Below are 23,341 nucleotides of genomic sequence, written 5' to 3'. Positions count from 1 at the left end.
GACAGAAAGAAATCACCGTTTGTTGCGGACGTGAAGTAAGGCATGGTCCATTGTGGTGATACGGGTGCCTGTCTACTGACTGTCCGTCACCAACTGATCGATCGGGGTGGCTTCACCGGCCTCGTTCTCCGCCGAGAATGCGGTTTCTCCGAGCGCCGCGACGACGACGCCGGTGATCCGGTCGACGTCACCGCGTTCGGCCTTCGGCAGGGGAGCACCCACGGAGCGACGGCAAGCCGCCGCCGCACCCAGCAGCCGTGCGGCCAGATGATGCGCGCCCGCCGCCGCTTCCGCGCCGGCGAGACCTTCGAGGCCGAGCGCGATCGCGCGCGGATCTTCGCTCTCGCGCGCGATCGCCAGGCCTTCGAGCTGGAGCCGTTTCGCCGCCGCCGCGTCTCCGCGCTGTTCGGCGATGAATCCGAGCTCGGCGAGGATCAGGGTGCTGCCCGCTTCGGACTCCACCCGGCGATGCCAGTCCAGTATGGACAGCAGGCGCCGCTCGGCCTCGTCGAGCAGCCCTTCGCGCCGCGCGCCGAGCGCTAGCCCGGTTTCGGCGTAGACCTCGCCGGGTTTGAAGCCGTGTTCGACGGCCAATGCCCTTGCTTGCTCGTGGAACTCCTTCGCTTCTTCGAAGTGGCCCGTGAGCAACGCCGTCCGGCCCAGCCACGACAGTTTGTAGGTGACCTCCGGCCACAGTTCGAGTTCCTCCGCACGGCGAAGGCTTTCTCGATGGACGCGCGCGGAGTGGTCGTAGTCCCCGGCGATCGAGGCCAGCATGCCGATGACGAACGACGCCTGCAGCCAGCCCCAGCGTTCGCCGAGTCCGTCGAAGATCGCGGCGCTCTGCGCGGCGATCCGGCCACCTCCGGTGAGGTCGCCGCCGGAGATCAGATGGGACGCCCGGTCGCTCAGCGCCGCCGCGGCGCTCCAGTCGTCGCCGATGTCACGCGCGGTTTCCAACGCGTCGAGCGTGAGCTTCTCCGCCCGGCACAGGTCGCCGACCGTCGACCACGCGTAGCCGAGGAACCACGACATCCGTGCCCGGACACCGGCGTCGGCGATGCCCCGCACGGTCTCTTCCACGGCGGCGTCCGTGCCGGTGCCGTCGAGCACTGCGATCCCGGTGCGCCAGCCCAGAGCCTGGGCGTACTCGTCGCCGGTGTCGATCTCCGTGGCGAGCACGAGGTCCAGCGAGCGCCGGGCCTCGGTGAGCCGCCCGCGCAGGAACCAGAACCAGGTCGTCGCGTTCACCAGCCGTGCCGCGAGCCGGTGTTCTCCTTGCCTCAACAGCGTTTCCAGCGCTCGCCGGGTGTTGGCGCCCTCGGCGTCCAGCCTGTCGAGCCAGCGGCGCTGCTCCCGGCCGCGCAACCCCGCGTCACCACGTTCGGCCAGCTCGACGTGGAAGCGGGCGTGCCGCAAGTACAGGTCTTCGAGTTCGCCCGCTTGCTCGGCGTGATCCAAGGCGTACGCCGAAACGGACTCCAGCAGCCTGAACCGTGGCTCGCCGGCCCTGCCCGGCCTGCTGACCACCAGGGACCTGTCGACGAGCCGGGACAGCAGATCCAAGACGTCGCCGGCGGCGATCTCGCCGCCCGCGCAGACCGATTCGGCGGCGTCGAGCCCGCACCCCTCGGCGTGCACGGCGAGCCTGCGCAGCACGATCTGCTCGGGCTCGCTCAGGAGGCTCCAGCTCCAGTCGATCATCGCGCGGAGGGTCTGCTGGCGGCGCGGGCCGCCCCGTCTGCCCGAGGACAGCAGGCCGAACCGGTCGTCCAGGCGGGCGAGGAGCTCGTGCACGCCGAGCGTCCGGACCCGGGTGGCGGCGAGTTCGAGCGCCAGCGGGATTCCGTCGAGGGTGCGGCAGATCCGTGCGACCACCGCCGCGTTCTCGGAGTCGAGCGCGAACCCCGGCGCGGCCGCCTCGGCACGGGCCGCGAACAGCCGGACCGCGCTCGACTCCCGCACGGCGGCGAAATCCGGATGCTCGGGCAGTTCGAGCGGCGGCACCGCCCAGACGTTCTCTCCGGGCAGCCCGAGCGGTTCCTGGCTGGTGGCGAGCACACGCAACCGGGGCACCGCCGCGAGCAACCGCTCCACCAGCGCCGCGACCGGCTCGACGACCTGCTCGCAGTTGTCCAGGACGAGCAGGATCTCCTTGTCCCGCAAGGCGGCGGCCATCGACTGGGTCAGCGTTCCGGTGGACGTCGCCTCCTCGCGAAGATCCAGCACGGCCGCGACGACCACGGCGACGAGATCCTCGGGCGGGCACGTCGGGCACTCGACGACGTCCAGGCCGGCCAGCTCGACGAGCCAGGTGCCGTCGGCCATCGCAAGCTTCGACGCGGCCTCGATGGCCAGCCTGGTCTTGCCCACACCGCCGGGGCCGGTGAGGGTGACCAGCCGCGTGTCGGTGACGAGCGCCTCGACCTCCTTGACCGCGGTCGTGCGGCCGATCAGCTCGGTCAGCGCCTCCGGGAGGTTGCCGCGCACCGGCTCGGCCGCACGAGCCGGCTCCAGCTCCGGGCTGCGGGTGAGGATCGCCTGGTGGAGCGCCGCGAGGTCCGGGCCCGGTTCGAGCCCGGACTCGTCACGCAGGCGGGCACGCAGCTCGGCATAGGTTTCGAGCGCCTCGCTGTGCCGCCCGGCCGCGTACAACGCGCGCATCAACAGGCCACGCAGCCGCTCTCGCAACGGGTTCCGCGAGACCAGACCGGCCAGCTCCCCGGTGAGGACGCCGTGTTCGCCAAGCATCAGCCGGGCTTCGGCACGGTCCTCCTCGGCGAGTAGCCTTTCCTCCTCCAGCCGCTGGGCGGCTGCGACGGCGAAGAGTTCGTCCTCGAAGCCGGCATAGGCGGGCCCTCGCCACAAAGCCAGCGCGTCGGCCAGCAGCGCCGCACGGGCGCGCGGATCGACCGCGTCGCGAGCGCGGGCGGTGAGCGCGCGGAACCGATGGACGTCCAGGTCGCCGGGCTCCACGGCGAGGACGTAACCGGCCGGCTGGTGCGTCACGAGCTCCCTGGCGCCCGGCTCGGCCTTGTCCAGGGCGCGGCGCAACTGGGAGACCTTGGTCTGCAGGGTGTTGCCGGGATTACCCGGCGGATGCTCGCCCCAGAGATCGTCGGTCAGCGACGACACTGACGCCGCCCTTCCCTCGCGGGACAGCAGCGCGGCGAGCAGGAGGCGGACCTTCGCCTCAGGCACGGCGACGGGCTCGCCCGCGGTCGTCCACGCGGCGAGCGGCCCAAGCACTCCGAAACGCACGAAACCGACGTTAGCGTGGACCACCGACAAGACCGTGCGTGAACCCGCAGCGATCCGTGCGCGGGGCGCGTCACGGTGGTCCCATGAGCGAACACGGCAAGACCCCGGTGACGGTACTGGGGCTGGGCGCGATGGGAACCGCGCTCGTAGAAGCACTACTGACGGCGGGCCATCCGGTCACCGTGTGGAACCGGACCGCGAGCCGGACCGAGGCGGTGGCGGCGAAGGGAGCTTCGGTCGCTTCGACCGTCTCGGAGGCTCTCGCGGCGGACACGAACGCGATCGTGCTCGCCTGCCTGCTGGACTACGACTCGGTGCACGAGGTCCTGGACCCGGTGGCGGCGGAGCTCGCGGGACGGCAGCTGATCAACCTGACCAACGGCACCCCCGGCCAGGCGCGCGAAATGAGCGCCTGGGCGGAGGAACTGGGCGCGGCCTACCTGGACGGCGGCATCATGGCCGTCCCGCCGATGATCGGCACGCCCGCTGCGTTCATCTTCTACAGCGGATCGGGCACCGTCTTCGGCCGGGCGCGCACCGCGCTCGAGACCTTCGGCGGCGTCAACTACCTCGGTGCCGACCCCGGCCTGGCGCCACTGCACGACATCGCGCTGCTCAGCGGGATGTACGGATACTTCGTCGGCGTCATCCAGGCGTACGCGCTGGTCGGCTCCGCCGGAATCAAGGCACGGGAATTCGCGCCGTTGCTCCGCGGCTGGTTGGACGCGATGGGCGGCTTCCTGGAGCGCTCGGCCGAACAGATCGACGACGGCGACTACGTGACCGATGTCGTGTCGAACATCGAGATGCAGGCCGCGGCCTTCCCGAACCTCGCCAAAGCCGCGGCGGACCAAGGCATCAGCGCCGAACTGCTCACCCCGTTGCAGCCGCTGATGGACAAGCGGGTCGCCGACGGACACGGCGCCGAAGACCTGATCGGCGTCATCGAACTCCTCAAGAAGTAAGGAAACACAATGATCACATTGATCGGGCTCGGCCCGATGGGACAGGCCATGGTCCGCGTGCTGCTGGAGAACGGCCACGGAGTGACCGTCTGGAACCGCACCGCCGCCCGCGCGGACGGCGTCGTCGCCGCCGGTGCCGTGCGTGCGGAAACCCCGGCGGACGCGGTGTCGGCGTCGGAACTGGTGCTGCTGAGCCTCACCGACTACGCCGCGATGTACGACATCCTCGGCAAGGCCGAAGACGCCTTGGCGGGCAAGGTGATCGTCAACCTCAGCTCGGATACCCCGGAGAAGACCCGCGAAGCCGCCGAGTGGGTCGAGGCCCGCGGTGCGCGGTTCGTCGCCGGCGGAGTGATGGTGCCCGCCGAACTGGTGGGCAAGGACGAGGCCTACGTCTTCTACAGCGGCCCCACCGACGTGTTCGAGAAGCACCGCGACACCCTGAAGCTGATCGGGCGACCGGACTATCTCGGCGAGGACGTCCGGCTGGCGCAGCTGTTCTACCAGGCGCAGCTGGACATCTTCCTCACCTCGCTCTCGGTGTTCCTGCACGCGAGCGCGCTGGTGCGGTCGGCAGGGGTGCCTGCGGAGAAGTTCCTCCCTTACGCCAAGGACAACTTCAGGATGATGGATTTCTACCTGGACGCCGCGGCCGAGCAGATCGAGAAGGGCGATCACCCGGGCGACGACGCCAACGTCACGATGATGGGCGCGACGGCCGACCACATCGTCCAGGCGAGCCGGGACGCGGGCGTCGACGTGCTCCTTCCGGAGGCGATCAAGTCCCACTACGACCGGGCGATCGCCGCGGGCCACGGGCGTAGCTCGTGGACGAGCCTGTACGAGATCATCAAGGCGGAGGGCAAGTAGGCGCCCGCGCTCGTGAGTGGTCAGGACGGTTCTAACCCGAATTGCCACTCACGAGGACGTGGCACCGCACTCGCGTGATCAGCGGCGAAACACGCGAGGTCCGCATCTGCTCACCCCGCGGCTGTGTGCCCAGTCCGTGAAGGCCTCCTTGAGGAAACCTGGGTCCCTCAAGGAGGCCTTCACGGACTTCCGACCAGCAGGTACAGAGGACACGGTTGGCGCATACCGTCCCCGCCACGCCACCGCCCTTCGCTCGCAGCCGCAGTCCGTGAAGGCTCCCTTCACTGCGCTAGACGCAGTGAAGGGAGCCTTCACGGACCTGCGACTTGGCTCTAACCGTCCTCCCCACTTGCGACCCCCAGCACCTCCAGGAAGGCCTTCGCCGCCGGAGTGACGGTGAAGCGGTTCCAGACCAGGTGCTCGATCCGCGCGGGCGCGTCCCGCACCGGCACGGTGACGACATCGGTCAGGTTCGGCACGTACTTCGACGGCAGCAGCGCCACCCCCAGTCCCTGATGGATGAGCCGCGCCATGAAGTCGGCGGCCGTCACTTCGAACGCGACCTCCCGGGTCACGCCGGCCGCGGCGAACGCCTGATCCGTCTGGGCCCGCCCCGCCGATCCCGACGGGAAGTCCACGAACACCTCGGACGAAAGCCGCTTCAAGTCCACTTCGGACTCGACGGCGAGCGGATGCCCCGGAGCCACCACGGCGATCAGGTCGTCGCGGCCCAGTTCGCAGGTGCCCACGCCGTCCGGCCGGTCGGTCACCGGGAGGCCGAGGAACGCCACCTCGATCGCGCCCTCCTTGATCTGCTCGACCAGTTGGCCGCTCGCCCCGACCCGCAGCCCGATCCGGACGTGCGGGTACCGGCTGCGGAAGGTCTGCAGGGCGGCCGGGACGTCGACCGCCGCGACGGTCGGGATCACTCCGACGGTGAGCCGCCCGCGGATCTCGCCGACGGCCGCGGCGACCTCCGAGCCCGCTCTCTCGGCGGCTTCGAGGCATTGCCGGGCGGCGGGCAGGAACGCCTCGCCCGCGGCGGTGAGGCGTACCCGGCGGCTCGTGCGCTCGAACAGCCGCGCGCCGAGTTCCCGTTCCAGCCGGGCGATCTGGTGGCTGAGCGCCGACTGCACGACGAGGCACTGTTGCGCGGCCCGCGTGAAGCTGTTCGTCTCCGCCACGGCCACGACGTACCGCATCTGCTGAAGCTCCATGGATCCATCTTGAATCACGATGGATCAAGTGACAAACATGTGTTGGACTCATTGATCGGCAGCGTCGAAGCTGAGAAGCGTGAAAACGCTGACGACCACACCGCTCGCCGCCGGTCTCGCCGGTACCGCGCTGACCGCCTTCGCTCCCATGGTCTGGGGGACGACCTACGTGGTCACCACCGAACTCCTCCCGCCGGGACACCCGCTGTTCGCCGGGCTCATGCGCGCCCTGCCCGCCGGACTCATCGCGCTCGCCATCACCCGCACCCTCCCGCGCGGCACCTGGTGGCTGAAGGCCGCCGCGCTCGGTGTCCTCAACATCGGGATGTTCTTCCCTCTGCTGTTCGTCGCCGCCGAACGGCTGCCCGGCGGGGTCGCCGCCACACTCGGCGCCGCCCAGCCGCTGCTCGTCGCGATCCTCGCCGTGGCCGTGCTGCGGCAGAGCCCGTCCGCGTGGCGATTCGCCTGGGGCGTCGTCGGGATAGTGGGTGTCGGACTGGTGGTGCTCGGGCCGGCGGCGGGCTTCGACTTCATCGGGGTGATCGCGGGTCTCGGCGGCGCCGCGACGATGGCGCTCGGCGTCACGCTCACCAAACGCTGGGGACGTCCGGCGGACGTCGGGCCGACGGCGTTCGCCTCGTGGCAGCTGACCGCGGGCGGCTTGTTCCTGGTGCCGGTGACCTTCCTGTTCGAAGGAGCACCGCCCGCCATCGACCTGAACGCCGCCCTCGGTTACCTCTGGCTCGGCCTGGTCGGCGGCCTGCTCGCCTACGTCCTGTGGTTCCGCGGCATCACGTCGCTGCCGGTCACCTCGGTCGCCGTCCTCGGCCTGCTCTCGCCGATGGTCGCCGCACTGCTCGGCGCCGCACTGCTCGGTCAGTCGCTCGGCTTGATCCAGCTCGTCGGCTTTGCGCTCGCACTCGCCTCGATCGTCGCGGGGCAGATCACCCCGAAGAGCGCCATCCGATGAAGATCGCCGTCGTCGCCATCGTCGGCGAACTCGAAAATCCGGGGCGGGACGGGCATTTCACCGTCGGATACCGAGGTCGGGCGGATCACCGGGGGACGGCGTCTCCGGACTCCGTTCGGCCTCGATCTGGATCTCGATGTTCGTCTTGTGCGCGATCGGATCCCAGATCTCCTCGATCGGCGCGAGCAAGGACTGGCTGACACCGCAGCGCCGGGCACGGACGGCATACCAAGCGAACCCGGCCAGGAAGAGGGGAAGGCTGAGAAACGCCGCCACGGGTGCCAGGAGGTCCATGCGTACGACGGTACAGTAACGTCGCGTTTCCAGAAACACTCTGTTACTGAATGGGAGTCGATGACCAGGCTGACGCGGGCTGAGCAGCAGCGCCGCACCCATGAACACTTGCTGGCCGCCGGACGCCAGGTTTTCCTGCGGCGTGGTTTCCTCGCGGCGACGGTGGAGGAGATCGCGGCCGACGCCGGGTACACCCGCGGCGCCGTCTACAAGCACTTCGGCGGCAAGGAAGGGTTGTGGCTGGCGATCATCGAAGCCGACGCGGACGGCCATCTGCGGGGACTGCGCGAAGCGCTGGCCCGAGCCACTTCGCGCGACGAGGTGATCGCGGCACTGAACCCCGTCGACGTGGCGGACAAGGACGCGGCGAGGTGGAGCGCGGCGGCCGCGGAGGTGCTCGCGGCGACGGCGCAGCAGCCGGAAACCGCCGCGCTGATCGCGGCGATCCAGCGACGGCACGACGACGAGGTGGTCGCCCTGCTCGCCGAACACACCCGGCGTCTGCGTCTCGAACCCGCGATGCCACTGGATCAGGCCGTCGTCATGCTGGGCGCGCTGGGCATCGGGCTCGCGCTGCGGCAGACGGTCGCTCCCGCCGCGGACCCCGCCGCCATCCTCACCCACGTTCTGGACACGCTTTTCCCGCCCTACACTCGGGAACCGTGATCGATTCCTTCACCACCGCCGACCTGGTCGACGAACACGGCGACCGGCTGCGCGTCTGCGACACCCAGTTCCGCCAGTTCGGCGGGCACCGGTCCTTCTCGGGCCCGATCCGCACCGTCTCCTGTCACGAGGACAACGGCCTGGTCAAGAAACTCCTGGCCACCCCGGGTGACGGCGCTGTCCTGGTGGTCGACGGCGGCGGTTCCCTGCACAGCGCGCTCACGGGCGACATGATCGCGAAGTCCGCCGTCGACAACGGCTGGGCGGGCATCGTCGTCAACGGTGCGGTGCGCGACAGCGCCGAGCTCGCCGGGCTCCCGCTCGGGGTGAAGGCGCTCGGCACCAACCCGCGCAAGAGCTCCAAGGCGGGCGCCGGCGCTGTCGACGTCCCGGTCGGCTTCGGGGGAGTGACCTTCACTCCCGGCGACACGCTCTACTCCGATGACGACGGCGTCGTCGTTCTTCCCGCCTGAACCCAGTTAGACGACGATGACCCGGCGGCCGCGAGTGTGCCCGGCATGGCTGTCGGCGTGTGCGGCCGCGGCGTCGGCGAGCGAATAGGACCTCTCGACCGGGATGTGCAGCTTCCCCCGCGAGATGAGGTCGACGGCCTCGGCCAGCGCGTCCGGCACGCTCCCGGCCACGCCGGAGAAGCGGACGTCGAACGCGGGCGCGCCGAGGTCGGCGATGGAGAGCACCTTCGCCGGATCACCGGTCAGCTCGACCAGTTCCGCGATCACGCCTGACCCGGCGAGGTCGAGGGCTGCGTCGACCCGGCCGAGCCGCCGCACGCGGTCCACCCAACCTTCGCCATAGGTGGTGGCGAGCGCGCCGAGTTCACGCAGATAGTCCTGGTTCGCGGCGCCCGCGGTGCCGATCACCGTGATGCCACGTTCGCGCGCGATCTGCAGTACGGCCGAGCCGACCCCGCCGGACGCGCCGCTGACCAGCAGTGTCTCGCCCGGCCGCACATCGGCTTCGCGGATGAGCCGTAGTGCGGTCTCGACGACGGACGGATATCCGGCCGCCTCCTCGAAGGCGAGCCCGTCGGGCATTACCGCCCAGGCCGACAGCACGGCGAGCTCGGCGTAGGTGCTCACACCCTCGCCGAACACGGAGTCGCCGACCGCGACTCCCTCGACGCCTTCGCCGACCTCGTCCACCACGCCGGCGGCGTCGATGCCCACCCCGGACGGCAGCACGGTCGGATGCGCGCCGAGGACCTGGCCTTCGCGGATTCTCCAGTCGACGGGGTTCACTCCTGCCGCTCGCACGGCGATGCGTACCTGGCCTGGCCCCGCGTGCGGCTCTTCGGCGTCGACGAGTCGCAGGACTTCCGGTCCACCGAATTCGGTGAAGATCACTTGCTTCATGCGACCGACCGTAGCACTAACGGTTAGCGTTTTGGAACGGTTGTTGTTTCGTATCTGGTAGCTTCACCGCATGACAGCGCCGACCGGACGTCGCGAGCGGAAGAAGGCCGCGACCCGTCAGAAGATCGCCGAGACCGCCCTGCGGCTTTTCCTGGAGCGCGGGTACGACGCGGTGGGCATCCGCGAGGTGGCCGCGGAGGCCGACGTCGCCGTCACGACGCTCTTCTCCCACTTCGCCTCGAAAGAGGCTTTGGTGTTCGAGCAGGACGCGAACTTCGAGCAGGGCCTCACGCGGGCGGTCACCAAAAGGGCGCCAGGAGAGCCGCTCATCCCCGCGCTGTGCCGCGAGGTCCACGCGATGGTGCGGCATTGCACCGCGGACGGCGCCGCCCCGATCTGGCGCATGATCGACGGATCGCCCGCTCTGCGGGAGTACGAGGACTCGATGAGGCTGCGCCACGCGGAGTCCCTGGCGGCGGCCATCGCGGCCGATCCGGAGTCGGCGCGGTCCGCGATCGCCTGCCGGACCATCGCGAGGTTCGTGATCGACGCCTACTCGATCGGCCGGGAGGCGGCCGATCCGGAGGCAGCGGTGGACGAGATCTTCCGGATGATCGAAGCGGCCTGGGAGGTGACCGGAGCATGCTGACCCAGGTCGCGGCAGGTGTACTGGTCCACCAGAGCGCGTTGCTCCGCAACAACACGGTCGTCGTCGAGGGCGAGGAAGGCGTGCTGCTCGTGGATCCCGGGATCACCGAAGACGAGATGGCCTGCCTCGCGAACGACTTGGCCGAGTCCGGCCGGACCGTGGTGGCGGGTTTCGCGACACATCCCGATTGGGATCACGCGCTCTGGCATCCCGCGTTCGGTGACGTGCCGCGCTACGGCACGGAACGCTGCGCGGCCTATCTGCGCGATCTGCGGTCGAAAGCGAGCTGGAAGGCCGACTTCGCCGAGGGGCTGCCGCCGGAGATCGCCGGCGAAGTGCCGGTGGATCTGTTCGGCCTCATCACCGCTCTACCGGCCGGAAGCACGCGGATTCCTTGGCGCGGCCCGGAACTGCGGCTCATCGAGCATCCGGCCCACGCCCCCGGCCATGCGGCGCTGGTGATCGAGGAAAGCGGGGTCCTCGTCGCGGGCGACATGCTTTCCGACGTCCTGGTCCCGATGTTCGACGACACCGCCGACCCGCTCGCGGACTACCTGGCCGGGCTCCGGCTGCTCGACGAGGTCGCGGACGACATCGAGGTCGTCGTGCCCGGCCACGGGGCGGTCGGCGACGCCGGCGAGGCGCGCGCACGGATCGACCGCGACCGGGCGTATGTCCACGCCGTGCGCGACGGCCGGACTCCCGAAGACCCGAGGATCGGCTCGTCGGCCGAACCCGGATGGGAGTGGGTGAGCGATCTGCACGCCGGGCAGGTACAGCGCCTCGCTCAGCCCTTGGGCATGACGCAGAGTTCCCGCGACTGCCCCGACGTGAAGTCGTAGACGACGGGGTTGCCGTACTCGTAGCCGGGCACGGCGTTGCAATCCGAACCGGACCCGCTCGAAAGCTGCGCCATCACCGTGTAGTTGGCGGAGCTGTCCGAACAGTGCACCCGCACGGCGCTGGAGCTGAACGCGCCATTCGAGCCGGCGTCTTCGTCGGCCGAGAGGCAATCGCCTGCCTGCGCGGAAAACGGGTCGGGGTCGACCTCGGGAGCGCTGCCTCCGGTGGTGAGCGCCACGGTCACCGCGATGGCCCCGCCGGTCACGACGAGCGCCGCGGCGGCGATCCCGGCGATCAGTGGGGTGTTGAGCGTCTTCTTCGGCGGGGCGACGGGGTACTGCTGCCAGATGGGCGGCTGCTGCTGGGGGTAGGTCACGTCATCAGGATCGTCCGTGTCGATGAAATTTCGATGACACGGCTCATTTGCGGGCGACGAGCCGTTCCACCAGCCCGAGTTTGAACCGCTCCCGCTGTTCGACGGCCAGGCCGAGGTCGCCGATCCTGTCGAAGGGCCGCCGGAGGAAGTGCTCGCCTGCCATCGGCACGGTGATCTTCTCGGCGATCCATTGCAGACCGCGGACCGCGCGGGACGAACTCACGATGTGGTCGAGCAGGATGAGCCTGCCGCCCGGCCGGAGGACCCGGGCCATCTCCCGCAACGCCTTGCCGTCGTCGGGGATCGCGCAGAGCCCAAGGGTGCAGACGACGGTGTCGAACGAATCGGCGTCGAAGGGCAGTTCGTGCGCGTCGGCGCGTCGTAGCGTCACCGGATGGCCGAGGCGTTCGGCGCGGTCGCGGGCGATGGCGAGCATGCCGTCGCTCAGGTCGATGCCGGTGAGCGTGACCTCGCTGGGATAAAGCGGCAGGTTCAGGCCGGTCCCGACGGCGACTTCGAGGACTTCACCGGTGGCCTGTCCGCAGGCCCACGCCCGCGAATCGCCGAAGAGCTTCCGGTCCATGAACTGCATTTCCCGGTCGTAGTTCCGGGATTTGCCGTCCCAATACCGGTTCCACCGTGCGGGCGGGGTCATGGCGCTCCTTTCAGCAGCAGTGCTCGCCGCGCCAGGCCTCGCGGCCTTCCTTGATCGCGACGGCGGCGATGACGAGCGCGACCACGGGATCGGCCCAGTACCAGCCGAAGAGGCTGTTGAGCAGCAACCCGACGAGCAGCACACCGGAAAGGTAGGTGCAGAGCAAGGTCTGCTTCGAGTCGGCGACGGCGCTCGCGGAGCCGAGTTCGCGCCCGGCCCGGCGCTGAGCGTAGGACAGGAAAGGCATCACGAGCAGGGAGACCGCCGCCAGCACGATGCCGACGGGGGAGTGCTCGGCGGGGTCGGCTCCGAACAGGGCGCGTACCGACTCGACGGTGACATAGGCGGCCAACGCGAAGAAGGACACCGCGATGACCTTGAGCGCGGTGCGTTCACGGGCTTCGGGGTCCTTGCCGGAGAACTGCCAGGCGACGGCCGCGGCCGAGGCGACTTCGATGACCGAGTCGAGGCCGAAGCCGATCAGGGCGGTCGAGGACGCGATGGTGCCCGCGGAGATGGCGACGACCGCCTCGACGACGTTGTAGGTGATCGTCGCGGCGACCAGGAGCCGGACGCGCCGGGACAGCACCGCGCGCCGATCCGGGGCCACTGTGGAATCCTTGGCGCAGCAACCGTCCGTGCAGGAGCCGCTCTCCGCACTCATCGGAGCGCCTCGTCCACACAGGGCTCGGCGGTGTCGACGGCCAGCACGACCTGGACGAGCTCCCGCAACGCGCGGGCCAGATGCGCGTCCGCCAAGGAGTAGCGGACCTGCCTGCCTTCGTAGGTCGCCACGACCAACCCGCAGCCACGCAGGCAGGCGAGGTGGTTCGACACGTTCGAGCGGCTCAGGCCGAGTTGATCGGCCAGCCTGCCCGGATAGCTCACCCCGTCGAGGACGGCGACCAGGATCCGGCACCGATTCGGGTCGGCGAGGGCACGACCGAGCCGGGCGAGCGCGGCACCCTGGGTCTCACATGTCAGCACGCGCGGGACAGTACAGCCATCGCTGATATGTCAGCAATGGCTGAACCATGACCCGACAGAGTGTCCGGACGCGACCCTCTGTTTCGTCGCTGTCTGTCAAGCCACTGTCGAACGAGGACGCGGAGGCGACCCGAAAGAGTCCCGGGTGGCCACTCCAACGGCCGTGTCGCGGGCACGCGGGGGAGTTTCGGCGCGGCCTCGCGTGACACCTCAGAACAATTACTGGCCCGATTGCGTGTCCGCCATAAAGCGCCGAGTGACATGAACAAAAGCTTTCCTGCGCAATGGGAAAATCGGCATTCGGGTGGCCTTGTCGCATTACCTGAAAGTGCGCTTGTGTGGGAAAAACCCCTTGCTATGTTGATCCTGCGGGGCCGCACTTCGGGGCATGACCGGCACGCCGCGATTTGTGGATCTTGTTTGTTCACACGACTATCGAAGGGTGGACCTTGCTGTGACCGTGACCGAATCGGGCACTTCCGCCGAAGGTGTCCAGGGGTCGGAAAACCCGCAGCTGAGTTTGGGGCGCGCCGCCGCGCGCAACCTGGCGACGACGACCAAATCCGTTCCGCAGATGCAGGGAATTTCGTCCCGGTGGCTGCTGAAATCCCTCGAATGGGTTCAGGTGAACGGCGGTGCCTACCGGGTCAACCGGCGGCTCAATTACGCGGTCGGCGACGGACGGGTGACCTTCTCGAAGGCCGGCGCCGAGGTCAGCGTGATCCCGGCGGAACTGGGAGAACTGAAGCCGCTCAAGGGTTACGACGACGAGGAAGTGCTCGACGAACTCGCCCGCCGATTCGAACAGCAGGAAGTGGCGGCAGGCGATGTGCTCGTCGAATTCGGGCACCGGGCCGACCGGGTCTACCTCATCGCACACGGCAAGATCACCAAGACCGGCCCTGGCCCCTACGGTGACGAGACCGCGCTGGGCGTGGTCAAGGACGGCGACTACTTCGGCGCGCAAACCCTCGTGGACGGTGACGGCATCTGGGAGTTCACCGCCAAGGCGGCGACCGCATGCACCGTGCTCACCCTGACCCGCCAGGACTTCGAGCAGGTACTCGAACAGTCCGAATCGCTGCAGGCGCAGATCGCACAGGCCACACAGGATTCCGGGCGCGCCAACGACTTCGGTGAGGCCGAGATCGACATTTCCTCCGGGCACGACGGCGAGCCGCTGCTGCCGGGTACGTTCGTCGACTACGAGACCTCACCGCGCGAATACGAACTGAGCGTCGCCCAGACCGTGCTCCGGGTCCACAGCCGGGTGTCCGATCTCTACAACCAGCCGATGGACCAGACCGAGCAGCAGTTGCGGCTCACCATCGAGGCGCTGCGTGAGCGGCAAGAGCACGAGATGATCAACAACACCGACTTCGGCCTGCTCCACAACGCCGACTTCACCCAACGCATCGCGACGCGCACCGGCCCGCCCACGCCGGATGACTTCGACGACCTGCTGGCCTTGGTGTGGAAGGAACCGGGCTTCTTCCTGGCGCACCCGCGCACGATCGCCGCGTTCAGCCGCGAATGCAGCAAACGCGGCATCTACCCGACCGGCACCGATCTCGGCGGGCACAAGGTGCCGTCGTGGCGCGGCGTCCCGATCCTGCCGTGCAACAAGATCCCGGTGAGCCAGACCAGCACCAGTTCCGTGCTGCTGATCCGCACCGGGGAGAAGAACCAGGGCGTCGTCGGTCTGCGCCAGATCGGCCTGCCGGACGAATACGAGCCCGGGCTGAACGTCCGGTTCATGGGCATCTCGGAGCAGGCGATCATCTCCTACCTGGTCAGCACCTACTACTCCGCCGCCGTGCTCGTACCGGACGCGCTGGCCGTCCTCGAAGCCGCCGAACTCGGCCGCGAAGGATGACCGCCGCGACGCCGGAGGCCGACCGGCGGCTCAGTCTCGGCCCCGCCGCCGCGCGGAACCTGGCGACGACCACCAAGACGCGGCCGCAGATGCAGAGCATCACGCCGCGCTGGCTGCTGAAGATGCTGCCCTGGGTCGAGGCGACCGGTGGCACCTTCCGGGTCAACCGCCGGCTGACCTACGCGATCGGCGACGGACGGGTGAGCTTCACCAACGTCGGCACGGAGGTCCGGGTCGTCCCGCAGGAACTCTCGGAATTGGCTCTGCTGCGTGGTTTCGACGACGAGGACACGCTCACCGCGCTCGCCGACCGGTTCGTGCAGCACGAGTACCAGCCCGGCGAGACGATCGTCAGCCACGGCGCTCCGCTCGAGGAGGTCGTGCTGGTCGCGCACGGCAAGATCGCCAAGGTGGTGCCGGGTGAGTACGGCGCGGAAGCTTCCGTCGGCAGCATGGCCGATGGCGACCATTTCGGCGACGAGATGCTCGCCGGCATCGACCGGAACTGGCCGTTCACCGCCAAGGCCGTCACCCCGGTGATCGTGCTGACCCTGCGCGCCGAAGACTTCGCCGACCTCAACGGCCGGTCGGAGGCGATGCGCCGCCATGTGCAGGACATGCTGTCGCACAAGGGAAAGCCGCAGAACGCCAAGGGCGAGGCCGAGATCGGGATGTCGTCCGGACACGACGGTGAGCCATTGCTGCCGGGCACGTTCGTCGACTACGAGATCTCGCCGCGCGAGTACGATCTGGCCGTCGCGCAGACGGCGCTCCGGGTGCACACGCGGGTGACCGATCTCTACAACGGCCCGATGGACCAGTTCGAGGAGCAACTCCGGCTGACCATTTCGGCGCTGCGTGAGCGGCAGGAGTACGACCTGATCAACAACCGCGAGTTCGGCCTGCTGCACAACGCCGACCTCAAGTCGCGGTTCCAGACCCGGTCCGGTCCGCCGACTCCCGACGACATGGACGAACTCGTCAGCCGCCGCCGCAAGACGAAGTTCTTCCTCGCCCACCCGCGCGCGATCGCCGCGTTCGGCAGGGAATGCACGCGCCGCGCCCTGTATCCGGAAGGCACCACCGTCGACGGCAAGGTGGTCGCCGCGTGGCGCGGGGTGCCGCTGCTGCCCTGCGACAAGATCCCGATCACCGACAGGGGCACGTCCTCGATCCTCGCCATGCGGACCGGCGTCGAGGACAACGGCGTGATCGGGCTGCACCAGACCGGCCTGCCCGACGAGTACGAGCCGGGCCTGAACGTGCGCTTCGACGGCATCTCCGATCAGGCGGTCGCCAGCTACCTGGTCAGCACCTACTACTCCGCCGCCGTGCTCGTGCCCGACGCGCTCGGCGTCCTGGAGAACGTCGAGGTCGCGCGGTGACCCCTCGCCCCGCGACGACAACGAACAACAACGTTCCAGAAAGGACCACCCACGTGACCATCGCCCGCACTCCCGCTCCCGCAAAGGTTCTGCGCACCGAGTACCAGAAGTCGGTGGCGTCGTACTGGAACAAGGAGAAGGACCCGGTCAACCTGCGGCTGGGCGATGTGGACGGGCTCTACCACCACCACTACGGGGTCGGCGAGGTCGACTGGTCGGTGCTGGAAGGCCCCGAAGACACCCGCGACGAGCGGATCATCGCCGAAATGCATCGCCTGGAGACGGCGCAGGCCGACGTCCTGCTCGATCACCTCGGCGACGTCAAACCGGACGACCGGCTCCTCGACGCCGGCTGCGGGCGCGGCGGGACCAGCATCATGGCCAACGCGAGGTTCGGCTGCCACGTCGACGGGATCTCGATCTCGGAGAAGCAGGTCGAGTTCGCCAATCACCAGGCGGATATCCGCGGCGTCGCCGACCGGGTGCGCTACCACTTCCGCAACATGCTCGACACCGGCTTCGAAACCGGCTCGCGCAAGGCGATCTGGAACAACGAAAGCACCATGTACGTGGACCTCCACGAGCTGTTCGCCGAGCACGCGCGGCAGCTGGAGTTCGGCGGCCGCTACGTCACCATCACCGGGTGCTACAACGACGTGACCGGCGGCCGGTCGAAGGCCGTCGCGCAGATCGACCAGCACTACACGTGCAACATCCATCCGCGCAGCGAGTACTTCAAGGCCATGACGGCCAACTCCCTGGTGCCGATCTCGGTGGTGGATCTGACGCCGGACACGATCCCGTACTGGGAGCTGCGGGCGAAGTCTTCGGTGGCGACCGGGATCGAAGGGCCGTTCCTGGACGCCTACCGCGAAGGCAGCTTCCACTATCTGCTCATCGCCGCGGACCGCGTCTGAATCTGGAGAGCGAAGCGATGACCGAACAGGGTGCGCTCGCCACGCTACTGGCCGGTCCGAGGGGGCTGGGCACGTCGGCCGCCCGGCTGGCGTCCCGGCTGACCGCGGTTCCTCAGGAGGCTCCGTCACCTGAGGAACCCGGTCTCGACCCGGCCTACGCGTACCGGCCATGGGGTGATGGGTCGGCCCCGCCCCTGTACTGCCCCGTCACCGAACGGATCAACGACCCGCTCGCCGTGGAGGTCGACCGGCGGCTGACGCTGTGGGCGGGGGAGTGCGGGTTCGACGAGGAGGAGTGCGAGCAGATCGGGAAGGCGGGCTTCGGCAGGCTCGTCATGCTCGCTCATCCGGACTGCGAGGATCCCGAGCGGCTGTTGATCTCGGCGAAGCTCAACGCCGCCTGGTGGGCGGCCGATGACCTCTACGCCGACGACACGTCGCTCGGTGCGGTGCCGGCCGAGCTGCCGCCGAAGCTCGCGCTGGCGATGGCCGCCATGGACCCGGTGCCGTCGCTGGGCGAATTCAGCCGAGACCTCGACGAAACGCTGCGGAACGACCGGGTCCTGGTGGCGCTGGGCTCGGCGACGGACTTCCTGCGGCGATCCGGGACGGCCGCGCAGGTCCAGCGTGTCTGCTACTCGACCTTCGCGATGTTCGTGAGCTGGACGGCGTACGCGGCGTGGCGGCACAGCGGGAAATACCCGCCCGCGTGGGAGTATCTGGCCGCCCGGCAGCACGACAGCTTCTACACCTCGATGACGTTGATCGACGTCCTCGGCGGCTACGAACTGACCGCGAACCTCTACTACGACCCTCGGGTCCGCGAGGCGGCGATCCAAGCGGGTACGGCGGCCGTGCTCGTCAACGACGTGCATTCGGTCACCAAGGATCTGGAGGACGAGTCGCCGCCCTGCAACGCGGTACTGTTGATCGCCGACGACCGGAAATGCACGATCGAAGAGGCCACGGCGATCACCGTCGAACTGCACAACGACGTCGTCCGGGACTTCCAGGCCGCCCACGAGAAATTGAGCGGCGTTCCCTCCGTTGAGCTGCAACGGTTTCTACGCGGGTTGCGGGGCTGGATGGGTGGCGGTTTCGAATGGCACTCGACCAGCCCACGCTATCGGACGAAGCCCGCGGATTGACGGCTCACGGCTGGGCCGGGATCGCGAACGCGTCTTTGGGCTGGAGATCTGGATGGAGGTCGCTTCCGTAGGCAAGCTTCCTGCCGACGCGCATGGCGAGAAACGATGGCGGGTCCGCCGAACGATTGACCTCCTCCTGTCGCCTGGTCAGTTCTTCGAGGGTGCGCCGTGCGTCGGAATACTCCATCGTCTCCAGATCGATCCGCGCGAGCCGCCTAGCCGCGTTGCGGACTTCCAGGTAGGAATTCCCGCAGCGCTCGGCGTTCGACTGGCGTCGTTGCGAGCCGAGCACCGTTTGGAACGATCCCAGTGTCGCGGAGACCAACGCGAGCACACCGACCAGGCCGGCGCGGCTCGCGCCCGACAGCGCGAGCCCGCCTGCTGCGGCGGCCACCCCAGCGGCGGGCAGGCCGACGAGCAGATTGATGGTCCACCAGATCCGTTACTGCACGAACTGGGTCCTGGCTATCTGGTGGGTCTGCTGTTGGATCAAGACGAGTTCGCGAACAAGAGGTTCGTAGCGCTCGTCTTCGATCCCCGTGGCTTGTCCCTGATCGCCCAACGTTCGTCTCCTGTCCGATGCGGCCGACGCTCCCCCGGATATCGCTGGCGGAACGGTAGGTCTTACAACCGAAACCGCGTTAACGAGCCAGGACCCGCCCACGACTAGCAGTCATGAACTGGCTTCTGGTGGTGGGGACCTTGCTGGGAACGGCGATCGGCGCCGCGGGCACGATCGTGAGCCAGCACGTGGCGGGGCGGTCCGCCGAGCGCCGGGAACGCCTGGTGCGTGCGGCGGACCGCCGAACGGAATTGCGTCTCGCGGTGGAGGGATATCTCGAGGTCTACCAGGAGATGGAGCGCGCGACCGCAGACGGTGAAGAGCGGTCGACAGAGCTCTCACATCGCATGTGGTTCCTGCACAACCGGCTGGCGTTGATTGCGCCGACCGGTCTCGCCGGTCCGCTCGGTGAACTGGCCGACCGGCTCAACCGTGCCTACTGGGAGGGGACACCCGATGGGCAGCTTGTCTGGGACTACCTGCACGAGCACTGGGCTCGGTTTCGCGAAGCCGCGCACGCCGAGCTTCAGGCCTTGGACCCGCCCGTCAGCTAGACGACGCCGGCTTCGATCAGCTGACCCCAGATCACGCCCTGGTCGACGACCTCGACTTCGAGTTTTTCGGCCTTGGTGAGCTTGCTCGCGCCGACGTCCGCGCCGGTGATGAGCAGGTCCGTGTTCGCCGAGACGGACGACGCGATGGTCGCGCCCGCCTTTTCGCACAGCCGCTGGAAAGTCGGGCGCGGCACCTTCTCGCCGGAACGCGGATCGCTGATCGATCCGGTGACCACGACCGTCTTGCCTTCCAGCGGAGCGCCGGCCGCGACGACCGGCGGGAGGTCTTCTTCACGTACGTCCAGCGAGACGCCGACCTCGCGCAGCCGCTCGAGCTCGGGGCGGAGCCGCGTGAGGTGCTCGATCAGGGAGGCGGCGACCTTCGGGCCGATGTCCTCCACGGCGACAAGCCCCTCTTCACCCGCATCGGCGACGGCTTCCAGGGAACCGAACCCGGCCCGGCACAGCCGCGCGGCGGTGCCTTCCGAGGCCATCGGGATCGCGAGGCCGATCAGCGCCCGGCGCAGGCCGACGGCCCGGCTCGCGTCGATCGACTCGATCATGCGGGTGGCGGAGATGTCGCCGATGCGATCGAACTCCAGCAGCTTTTCCTTGGTGAGACGGTAGAAATCCGACGGGTGTTCGAGAATCCCGGCCTCGGCGAGCCGCTCGATCCAGACGCCGCCGATCGCGTCGATGTCCGCGGCCGCGCGCGACGCCCAATGGATCAACCGCCGGACGGTCTGGGCGGGGCAGGCGACGTTGGTGCAGAACAATTCCCGGCTGTTGCCCTGTTCGGTCAACGGCTCTTCGCACGACGGGCACACCGACGGCGGCACGATCTCCCGCTCCTCGCCGGTGCGCTTGGCGGCGTCGAGGACGCCCGCCACGAACGGGATCACGTCACCGGCGCGGCGTACGAGGACGGTGTCGCCGATTTTGATGCCGCGGGCCTTGATGACCTCCTGGTTGGCCAACGTCGCCCGCGTGACCGTGGTCCCGCCGACGAACACCGGCTCCAGCCACGCGACGGGCGCGATCTTGCCGGTCTTGCCGACATCCCAGACGACGTCGGCGAGCACGGTGGTCTTCTCTTCGGCGGCGAATTTGAAGGCCAGCGCCCCGCGCGGTGAGCTGGACCTGGTTCCCGCGGCGGCGTACGCGTCGCGATCCGCCAGGCGCAGCACCGCGCCGTCGAGGTCGTAGTCGAGGTCGTTGCGCTGCTGCTCGATGGTCGTGATGACGGCCTGCGCCGACGCGGCGTCTTCGCAGTGCCGCATGTCGGCGGCGGCGAAACCGAGCGTCCGCAGCGCACCGTCGAGATCGGTCTCCGCGCTGTCGGGCTCCGTGGAGAGGTCGAACGCGAAGAACTGGAGACGCCGCTCGGCGACGGTGGCCGGATCCTTCGCGCGCAGGGTGCCGGCGGCGGCGTTGCGCGGGTTGATCAGCGGCTTGTCCGGGTGGACCTTGTTGTAGGCGGCGAAAGTGGACCGCAGCATGACGGCCTCGCCGCGGACCTCGACCCGGCCGGGCGCGTCGACCTTGTCCGGGACGCCGTCGGTCAGCGCGCGGACCAGCATCGTCACGTCGTCGCCCGTGGTCCCGTCGCCGCGGGTGACCGCCCTGGCGAGCCGCCCGTTTTCGTAGACGAGGGCGAGCGACAGACCGTCGAGCTTCGGCATGACGACCACCGGCTGCCCGGGAAACCGGGCGAAGAACGCCTCAACCTGCTCGGGCTTGGTCGCCTTCTCCAACGACAACATCGGACGCGAGTGCCGGATGGGCGCGTGCAGGACGGCGGGCGCGCCCACCTGGTCGAGCGGGTTCGGCTCCGGGGTCAGCTCGGGATTCGCCTCGATGAGCCCGCGCAATTCGTCTTCGATCGCGTCGTAGTCGGCGTCGGCCACCTTCGGCGAGCCCCGGTAGTAGGCGTCGCGAAGGACGACGATCTGATCGGCGAGTTCTTGGATGCGGTCCCGAGCGTTCACGGGGCTGAGATTACCCGGGACCCCCGACAGAACACGGTCCGAAGAGGACTCGTGTCACGGGTTGATGGCGAGCACCAGGAACGAGGCCAGCAGGACCAGATGCACCCCGCCCTGCAGCCGGGTCGCGCGGCCGGGCACGACGGTGAGCACGCTGACCGCGATCGTCAGCGCCAGCAGCACGATGTGGGTCGCGCCGAGGCCCAGCAGTAGAGGCCCGTCCAACCAGATCGACGCCAGCGCGATGGTCGGGATGGTGAGCCCGATGCTGGCGATCGCCGAACCGTAGGCGAGGTTGATACTGGTCTGCATCCGATCGCGCCGCGCGGCCCTGGTCGCGGCCAGCGTTTCCGGCAGCAGCACCAGCATGGCGATCACGACGCCGACGAACGACTGCGGGAAGCCCGCCGCGCTGACCCCCGCTTCGATGGCGGGGGATTCGACCTTCGCCAGGCCGACGACGGCGACCAGCGCCACGAGCAGCAGCCCAAGGCTGGTGAGCGCGGCCTTGTTGGTCGGCGGCTCGGCGTGTTCCTCTTCCTTGACCGAGCCCTCGCTGTCGACCGGCAGGAAGAAGTCCCGGTGGCGCACGGTCTGCGTCAGCACGAAAAGGCCGTAGAGCAGCAACGAGGCGACGGCGGCGAAGGTGAGCTGCGTGCCGTTGAAGGCCGGGCCCGGGGTGCTGGCGGTGAAGGTCGGCAACACGAGGCTGACTGTGGCGAGCGTCGCCACGGTGGCGAGCGCGCCGCCGCTGCCCTCGGGGTTGAAGTGCGTCTCGCCGTAACGACGGGCGCCGACCATGAGCGAAATGCCGGCGATGCCGTTCATGGTGATCATCACCGCGGCGAACACCGTGTCACGGGCCAGCGTCCCGGCCTCGGGGCCGCCGGAGGACATCATCGTCACGATCAGCGCGACTTCGATGACGGTGACGGCGATCGCCAGCACCAGCGAGCCGAACGGTTCCCCGACGCGGTGCGCCACCACTTCGGCGTGGTGCACCGCGGCCAGCACCGTCCCGCCGAGCGCGAGCGCGACGATGATCACCGGCACCGCGCCCAGGTCACGGCCCCAGCTCAGCGCCAGCACGACGATGGCGACGACCGGCATGACGGTGGTCCAGGACAGCGGGAATCGCCTTGGGGAAGCGGCCATGCCGCCACCTTCGCACACTCTGCGTGACGTCGCCGCTCCATGAGGGGCGCGGGGTGACGAAGTTCTTAGCGAGCGCCGATCCCGCTCAGGAAGGTCTCGACGAGCAGATCGGCGGCACGCGGGGCGTCCATGTCCTCCTGGGATGCGAGGTGGAGAAGCTGGATCAGCAGCCTGCCCGCCCAGCCGTCCGGGACGTCCGCGCGGAGGAATCCTTCGTCTGTGGCCCGTTGGAGGAACGTGTCCACCTCGGCGGAGAGCCGGTTCCGGCGGTCCTGGATGGCGGGTTCGGCGCGCATCCGGGTCAGTTCGACCGGCCAGGCGCGGTTGACCTCGATGATGCCCTCGACGTAGCGGTGCAAGGCCACAGGGACCGCCGTCTCGCTGAACCGGGCGGCGCGGACGACCTGCTCGACCGCGTTCAGTCGCGAGTCGTAGATGGCGGCCAAGAGCTCTTCGCGGGAGGCGAAGCGGCGATAGACGGTGCGCCTGTCGACACCCGCTTCGGCGGCGATCGCGCTGATGCTGGCCGAGGGATCGTGAGCGAGCATGCGCGCGCCGGTGGTCAGGACGGCTTCGAGATTGCGCGTCGCGTCGGCTCTCACCCCGGGAATGTATCACGCGACTGTGCCGTTA

At 68.9% G+C, this 23,341-nt stretch carries 24 protein-coding genes; 12 read left to right on the top strand and 12 right to left on the bottom strand.

Annotated features, from left to right (window positions below):
* Positions 1-72 precede the first annotated feature (72 nt).
* On the bottom strand, positions 73-3,261 hold the full coding sequence (locus AORI_RS61355; protein WP_016334417.1) for an AfsR/SARP family transcriptional regulator: 3,189 nt from the start codon (positions 3,259-3,261) through the stop codon (positions 73-75).
* Between the two features lie 83 nt (positions 3,262-3,344).
* Here AORI_RS61355 and AORI_RS61350 point away from each other — a divergent pair, with 83 nt between their 5' ends.
* Positions 3,345-4,226 carry an NAD(P)-dependent oxidoreductase gene (locus tag AORI_RS61350; RefSeq protein ID WP_016334416.1) on the top strand — a complete coding sequence of 294 codons (882 nt, stop codon included), beginning with the start codon at positions 3,345-3,347 and terminating at the stop codon, positions 4,224-4,226.
* A gap of 9 nt (positions 4,227-4,235) precedes the next feature.
* Complete coding sequence (locus AORI_RS61345; protein ID WP_016334415.1) at positions 4,236-5,096, top strand: NAD(P)-dependent oxidoreductase; 861 nt, start codon at positions 4,236-4,238, stop codon at positions 5,094-5,096.
* Between the two features lie 332 nt (positions 5,097-5,428).
* On the opposite strand, the gene AORI_RS61340 is transcribed toward AORI_RS61345, so the two are convergent.
* Positions 5,429-6,313, bottom strand: a complete 885-nt coding sequence (locus tag AORI_RS61340; RefSeq protein ID WP_016334413.1) for a LysR family transcriptional regulator — start codon at positions 6,311-6,313, stop codon at positions 5,429-5,431.
* 79 nt (positions 6,314-6,392) lie between these two features.
* Between AORI_RS61340 and AORI_RS61335 the strand changes: the two genes are divergently transcribed.
* The gene (locus AORI_RS61335) at positions 6,393-7,283 is read left to right on the top strand and encodes an EamA family transporter (protein WP_016334412.1); all 891 of its coding nucleotides are present in this window, start codon (positions 6,393-6,395) and stop codon (positions 7,281-7,283) included.
* Positions 7,284-7,340: 57 nt separating this feature from the next.
* Here AORI_RS61335 and AORI_RS61330 read toward each other — a convergent pair whose 3' ends face one another.
* Positions 7,341-7,577: a hypothetical protein gene (locus AORI_RS61330; RefSeq protein ID WP_043848126.1), complete on the bottom strand. Its 237-nt coding sequence runs from the start codon at positions 7,575-7,577 to the stop codon at positions 7,341-7,343.
* A gap of 60 nt (positions 7,578-7,637) precedes the next feature.
* Here AORI_RS61330 and AORI_RS61325 point away from each other — a divergent pair, with 60 nt between their 5' ends.
* Positions 7,638-8,243, top strand: coding sequence for a TetR/AcrR family transcriptional regulator (locus tag AORI_RS61325; RefSeq protein ID WP_016334410.1), 606 nt, complete (start codon positions 7,638-7,640; stop codon positions 8,241-8,243).
* Complete coding sequence (rraA, locus tag AORI_RS61320; RefSeq protein WP_016334409.1) at positions 8,240-8,716, top strand: ribonuclease E activity regulator RraA; 477 nt, start codon at positions 8,240-8,242, stop codon at positions 8,714-8,716. The genes AORI_RS61325 and rraA overlap by 4 nt, the downstream gene beginning before the upstream one ends.
* Before the next feature lie 6 nt (positions 8,717-8,722).
* Here the strand turns inward: rraA and AORI_RS61315 are convergent, their stop codons facing one another.
* Entirely contained in the window at positions 8,723-9,616 is an 894-nt protein-coding gene (locus tag AORI_RS61315) for an NADP-dependent oxidoreductase (RefSeq protein WP_016334408.1), read from the bottom strand.
* Positions 9,617-9,686: 70 nt separating this feature from the next.
* Between AORI_RS61315 and AORI_RS61310 the strand changes: the two genes are divergently transcribed.
* Both AORI_RS61310 and AORI_RS61305 read left to right on the top strand, forming a co-directional pair.
* A complete protein-coding gene (locus AORI_RS61310) occupies positions 9,687-10,265 on the top strand; it encodes a TetR/AcrR family transcriptional regulator (RefSeq protein ID WP_016334407.1) in 579 nt (192 codons plus the stop codon).
* On the top strand, positions 10,259-11,107 hold the full coding sequence (locus AORI_RS61305) for an MBL fold metallo-hydrolase (protein WP_016334406.1): 849 nt from the start codon (positions 10,259-10,261) through the stop codon (positions 11,105-11,107). Before AORI_RS61310 ends, AORI_RS61305 begins: the two co-directional genes overlap by 7 nt.
* Here the strand turns inward: AORI_RS61305 and AORI_RS61300 are convergent.
* The 4 genes from AORI_RS61300 to cmtR are packed head-to-tail and all read right to left on the bottom strand — an operon-like array spanning position 11,053 to position 13,126.
* Complete coding sequence (locus AORI_RS61300; protein ID WP_043848125.1) at positions 11,053-11,484, bottom strand: LppU/SCO3897 family protein; 432 nt, start codon at positions 11,482-11,484, stop codon at positions 11,053-11,055. The two genes, AORI_RS61305 and AORI_RS61300, sit on opposite strands and share 55 nt — an antisense overlap.
* 43 nt (positions 11,485-11,527) lie before the next feature.
* Complete coding sequence (locus AORI_RS61295; RefSeq protein WP_016334405.1) at positions 11,528-12,139, bottom strand: class I SAM-dependent methyltransferase; 612 nt, start codon at positions 12,137-12,139, stop codon at positions 11,528-11,530.
* 10 nt (positions 12,140-12,149) lie between these two features.
* Entirely contained in the window at positions 12,150-12,803 is a 654-nt protein-coding gene (locus AORI_RS61290) for a cation efflux transmembrane domain-containing protein (protein ID WP_200870981.1), read from the bottom strand.
* Positions 12,800-13,126 (bottom strand): Cd(II)/Pb(II)-sensing metalloregulatory transcriptional regulator CmtR, encoded by a 327-nt coding sequence (cmtR, locus tag AORI_RS61285; RefSeq protein WP_016334403.1) that lies wholly within the window; start codon positions 13,124-13,126, stop codon positions 12,800-12,802. Before cmtR ends, AORI_RS61290 begins: the two co-directional genes overlap by 4 nt.
* Positions 13,127-13,580: 454 nt before the next feature.
* On the opposite strand from cmtR, the gene AORI_RS61280 reads away from it, so the two are divergent.
* From AORI_RS61280 to AORI_RS61265, 4 genes are read left to right on the top strand one after another with little or no spacing between them, the layout of a single operon-like run.
* On the top strand, positions 13,581-15,002 hold the full coding sequence (locus tag AORI_RS61280; protein ID WP_016334402.1) for a family 2B encapsulin nanocompartment shell protein: 1,422 nt from the start codon (positions 13,581-13,583) through the stop codon (positions 15,000-15,002).
* Positions 14,999-16,387, top strand: coding sequence for a family 2B encapsulin nanocompartment shell protein (locus AORI_RS61275; RefSeq protein ID WP_016334401.1), 1,389 nt, complete (start codon positions 14,999-15,001; stop codon positions 16,385-16,387). The genes AORI_RS61280 and AORI_RS61275 overlap by 4 nt, the downstream gene beginning before the upstream one ends.
* Positions 16,388-16,440: 53 nt before the next feature.
* The gene (locus AORI_RS61270) at positions 16,441-17,304 is read left to right on the top strand and encodes a geranyl diphosphate 2-C-methyltransferase (protein ID WP_016334400.1); all 864 of its coding nucleotides are present in this window, start codon (positions 16,441-16,443) and stop codon (positions 17,302-17,304) included.
* A 17-nt stretch (positions 17,305-17,321) separates the two neighbouring features.
* The gene (locus AORI_RS61265; protein WP_016334399.1) at positions 17,322-18,452 is read left to right on the top strand and encodes a family 2 encapsulin nanocompartment cargo protein terpene cyclase; all 1,131 of its coding nucleotides are present in this window, start codon (positions 17,322-17,324) and stop codon (positions 18,450-18,452) included.
* A 4-nt stretch (positions 18,453-18,456) separates the two neighbouring features.
* On the opposite strand, the gene AORI_RS61260 is transcribed toward AORI_RS61265, so the two are convergent.
* Positions 18,457-18,846 (bottom strand): hypothetical protein, encoded by a 390-nt coding sequence (locus AORI_RS61260; protein ID WP_016334398.1) that lies wholly within the window; start codon positions 18,844-18,846, stop codon positions 18,457-18,459.
* A 281-nt stretch (positions 18,847-19,127) separates the two neighbouring features.
* On the opposite strand from AORI_RS61260, the gene AORI_RS61255 reads away from it, so the two are divergent.
* On the top strand, positions 19,128-19,568 hold the full coding sequence (locus tag AORI_RS61255; RefSeq protein ID WP_016334397.1) for a hypothetical protein: 441 nt from the start codon (positions 19,128-19,130) through the stop codon (positions 19,566-19,568).
* Here AORI_RS61255 and ligA read toward each other — a convergent pair.
* The 3 genes from ligA to AORI_RS61240 form a co-directional block, all read right to left on the bottom strand.
* Positions 19,565-21,556: an NAD-dependent DNA ligase LigA gene (gene ligA, locus AORI_RS61250; protein ID WP_016334396.1), complete on the bottom strand. Its 1,992-nt coding sequence runs from the start codon at positions 21,554-21,556 to the stop codon at positions 19,565-19,567. The two genes, AORI_RS61255 and ligA, sit on opposite strands and share 4 nt — an antisense overlap.
* A 54-nt stretch (positions 21,557-21,610) precedes the next feature.
* Complete coding sequence (locus tag AORI_RS61245) at positions 21,611-22,708, bottom strand: calcium:cation antiporter (protein WP_016334395.1); 1,098 nt, start codon at positions 22,706-22,708, stop codon at positions 21,611-21,613.
* Positions 22,709-22,773: 65 nt separating this feature from the next.
* Positions 22,774-23,310, bottom strand: coding sequence for a TetR/AcrR family transcriptional regulator (locus AORI_RS61240; RefSeq protein WP_016334394.1), 537 nt, complete (start codon positions 23,308-23,310; stop codon positions 22,774-22,776).
* Positions 23,311-23,341 lie beyond the last annotated feature (31 nt).

The sequence above is a fragment of the Amycolatopsis keratiniphila genome (genome assembly GCF_000400635.2).
Taxonomy (GTDB): Bacteria; Actinomycetota; Actinomycetes; order Mycobacteriales; family Pseudonocardiaceae; genus Amycolatopsis; species Amycolatopsis keratiniphila.
Note: the sequence above shows the minus strand (reverse complement) of the source record. Positions and strands in the feature narration are given on the sequence as shown.

Excerpts from the sequence above, each read along its gene's own strand:
- AORI_RS61325 (WP_016334410.1), top strand. The coding sequence starts at position 7,638 with ATGACCAGGCTGACGCGGGCTGAGCAGCAGCGCCGCACCCATGAACAC.
- AORI_RS61305 (WP_016334406.1), top strand. The coding sequence starts at position 10,259 with ATGCTGACCCAGGTCGCGGCAGGTGTACTGGTCCACCAGAGCGCGTTG.
- AORI_RS61290 (WP_200870981.1), bottom strand. The coding sequence starts at position 12,803 with ATGAGTGCGGAGAGCGGCTCCTGCACGGACGGTTGCTGCGCCAAGGAT.
- AORI_RS61345 (WP_016334415.1), top strand. The coding sequence starts at position 4,236 with ATGATCACATTGATCGGGCTCGGCCCGATGGGACAGGCCATGGTCCGC.
- AORI_RS61350 (WP_016334416.1), top strand. The coding sequence starts at position 3,345 with ATGAGCGAACACGGCAAGACCCCGGTGACGGTACTGGGGCTGGGCGCG.
- AORI_RS61330 (WP_043848126.1), bottom strand. The coding sequence starts at position 7,577 with ATGGACCTCCTGGCACCCGTGGCGGCGTTTCTCAGCCTTCCCCTCTTC.
- AORI_RS61310 (WP_016334407.1), top strand. The coding sequence starts at position 9,687 with ATGACAGCGCCGACCGGACGTCGCGAGCGGAAGAAGGCCGCGACCCGT.
- AORI_RS61315 (WP_016334408.1), bottom strand. The coding sequence starts at position 9,616 with ATGAAGCAAGTGATCTTCACCGAATTCGGTGGACCGGAAGTCCTGCGA.
- AORI_RS61255 (WP_016334397.1), top strand. The coding sequence starts at position 19,128 with ATGAACTGGCTTCTGGTGGTGGGGACCTTGCTGGGAACGGCGATCGGC.
- AORI_RS61340 (WP_016334413.1), bottom strand. The coding sequence starts at position 6,313 with ATGGAGCTTCAGCAGATGCGGTACGTCGTGGCCGTGGCGGAGACGAAC.
- AORI_RS61245 (WP_016334395.1), bottom strand. The coding sequence starts at position 22,708 with ATGGCCGCTTCCCCAAGGCGATTCCCGCTGTCCTGGACCACCGTCATG.
- AORI_RS61265 (WP_016334399.1), top strand. The coding sequence starts at position 17,322 with ATGACCGAACAGGGTGCGCTCGCCACGCTACTGGCCGGTCCGAGGGGG.
- AORI_RS61275 (WP_016334401.1), top strand. The coding sequence starts at position 14,999 with ATGACCGCCGCGACGCCGGAGGCCGACCGGCGGCTCAGTCTCGGCCCC.
- AORI_RS61295 (WP_016334405.1), bottom strand. The coding sequence starts at position 12,139 with ATGACCCCGCCCGCACGGTGGAACCGGTATTGGGACGGCAAATCCCGG.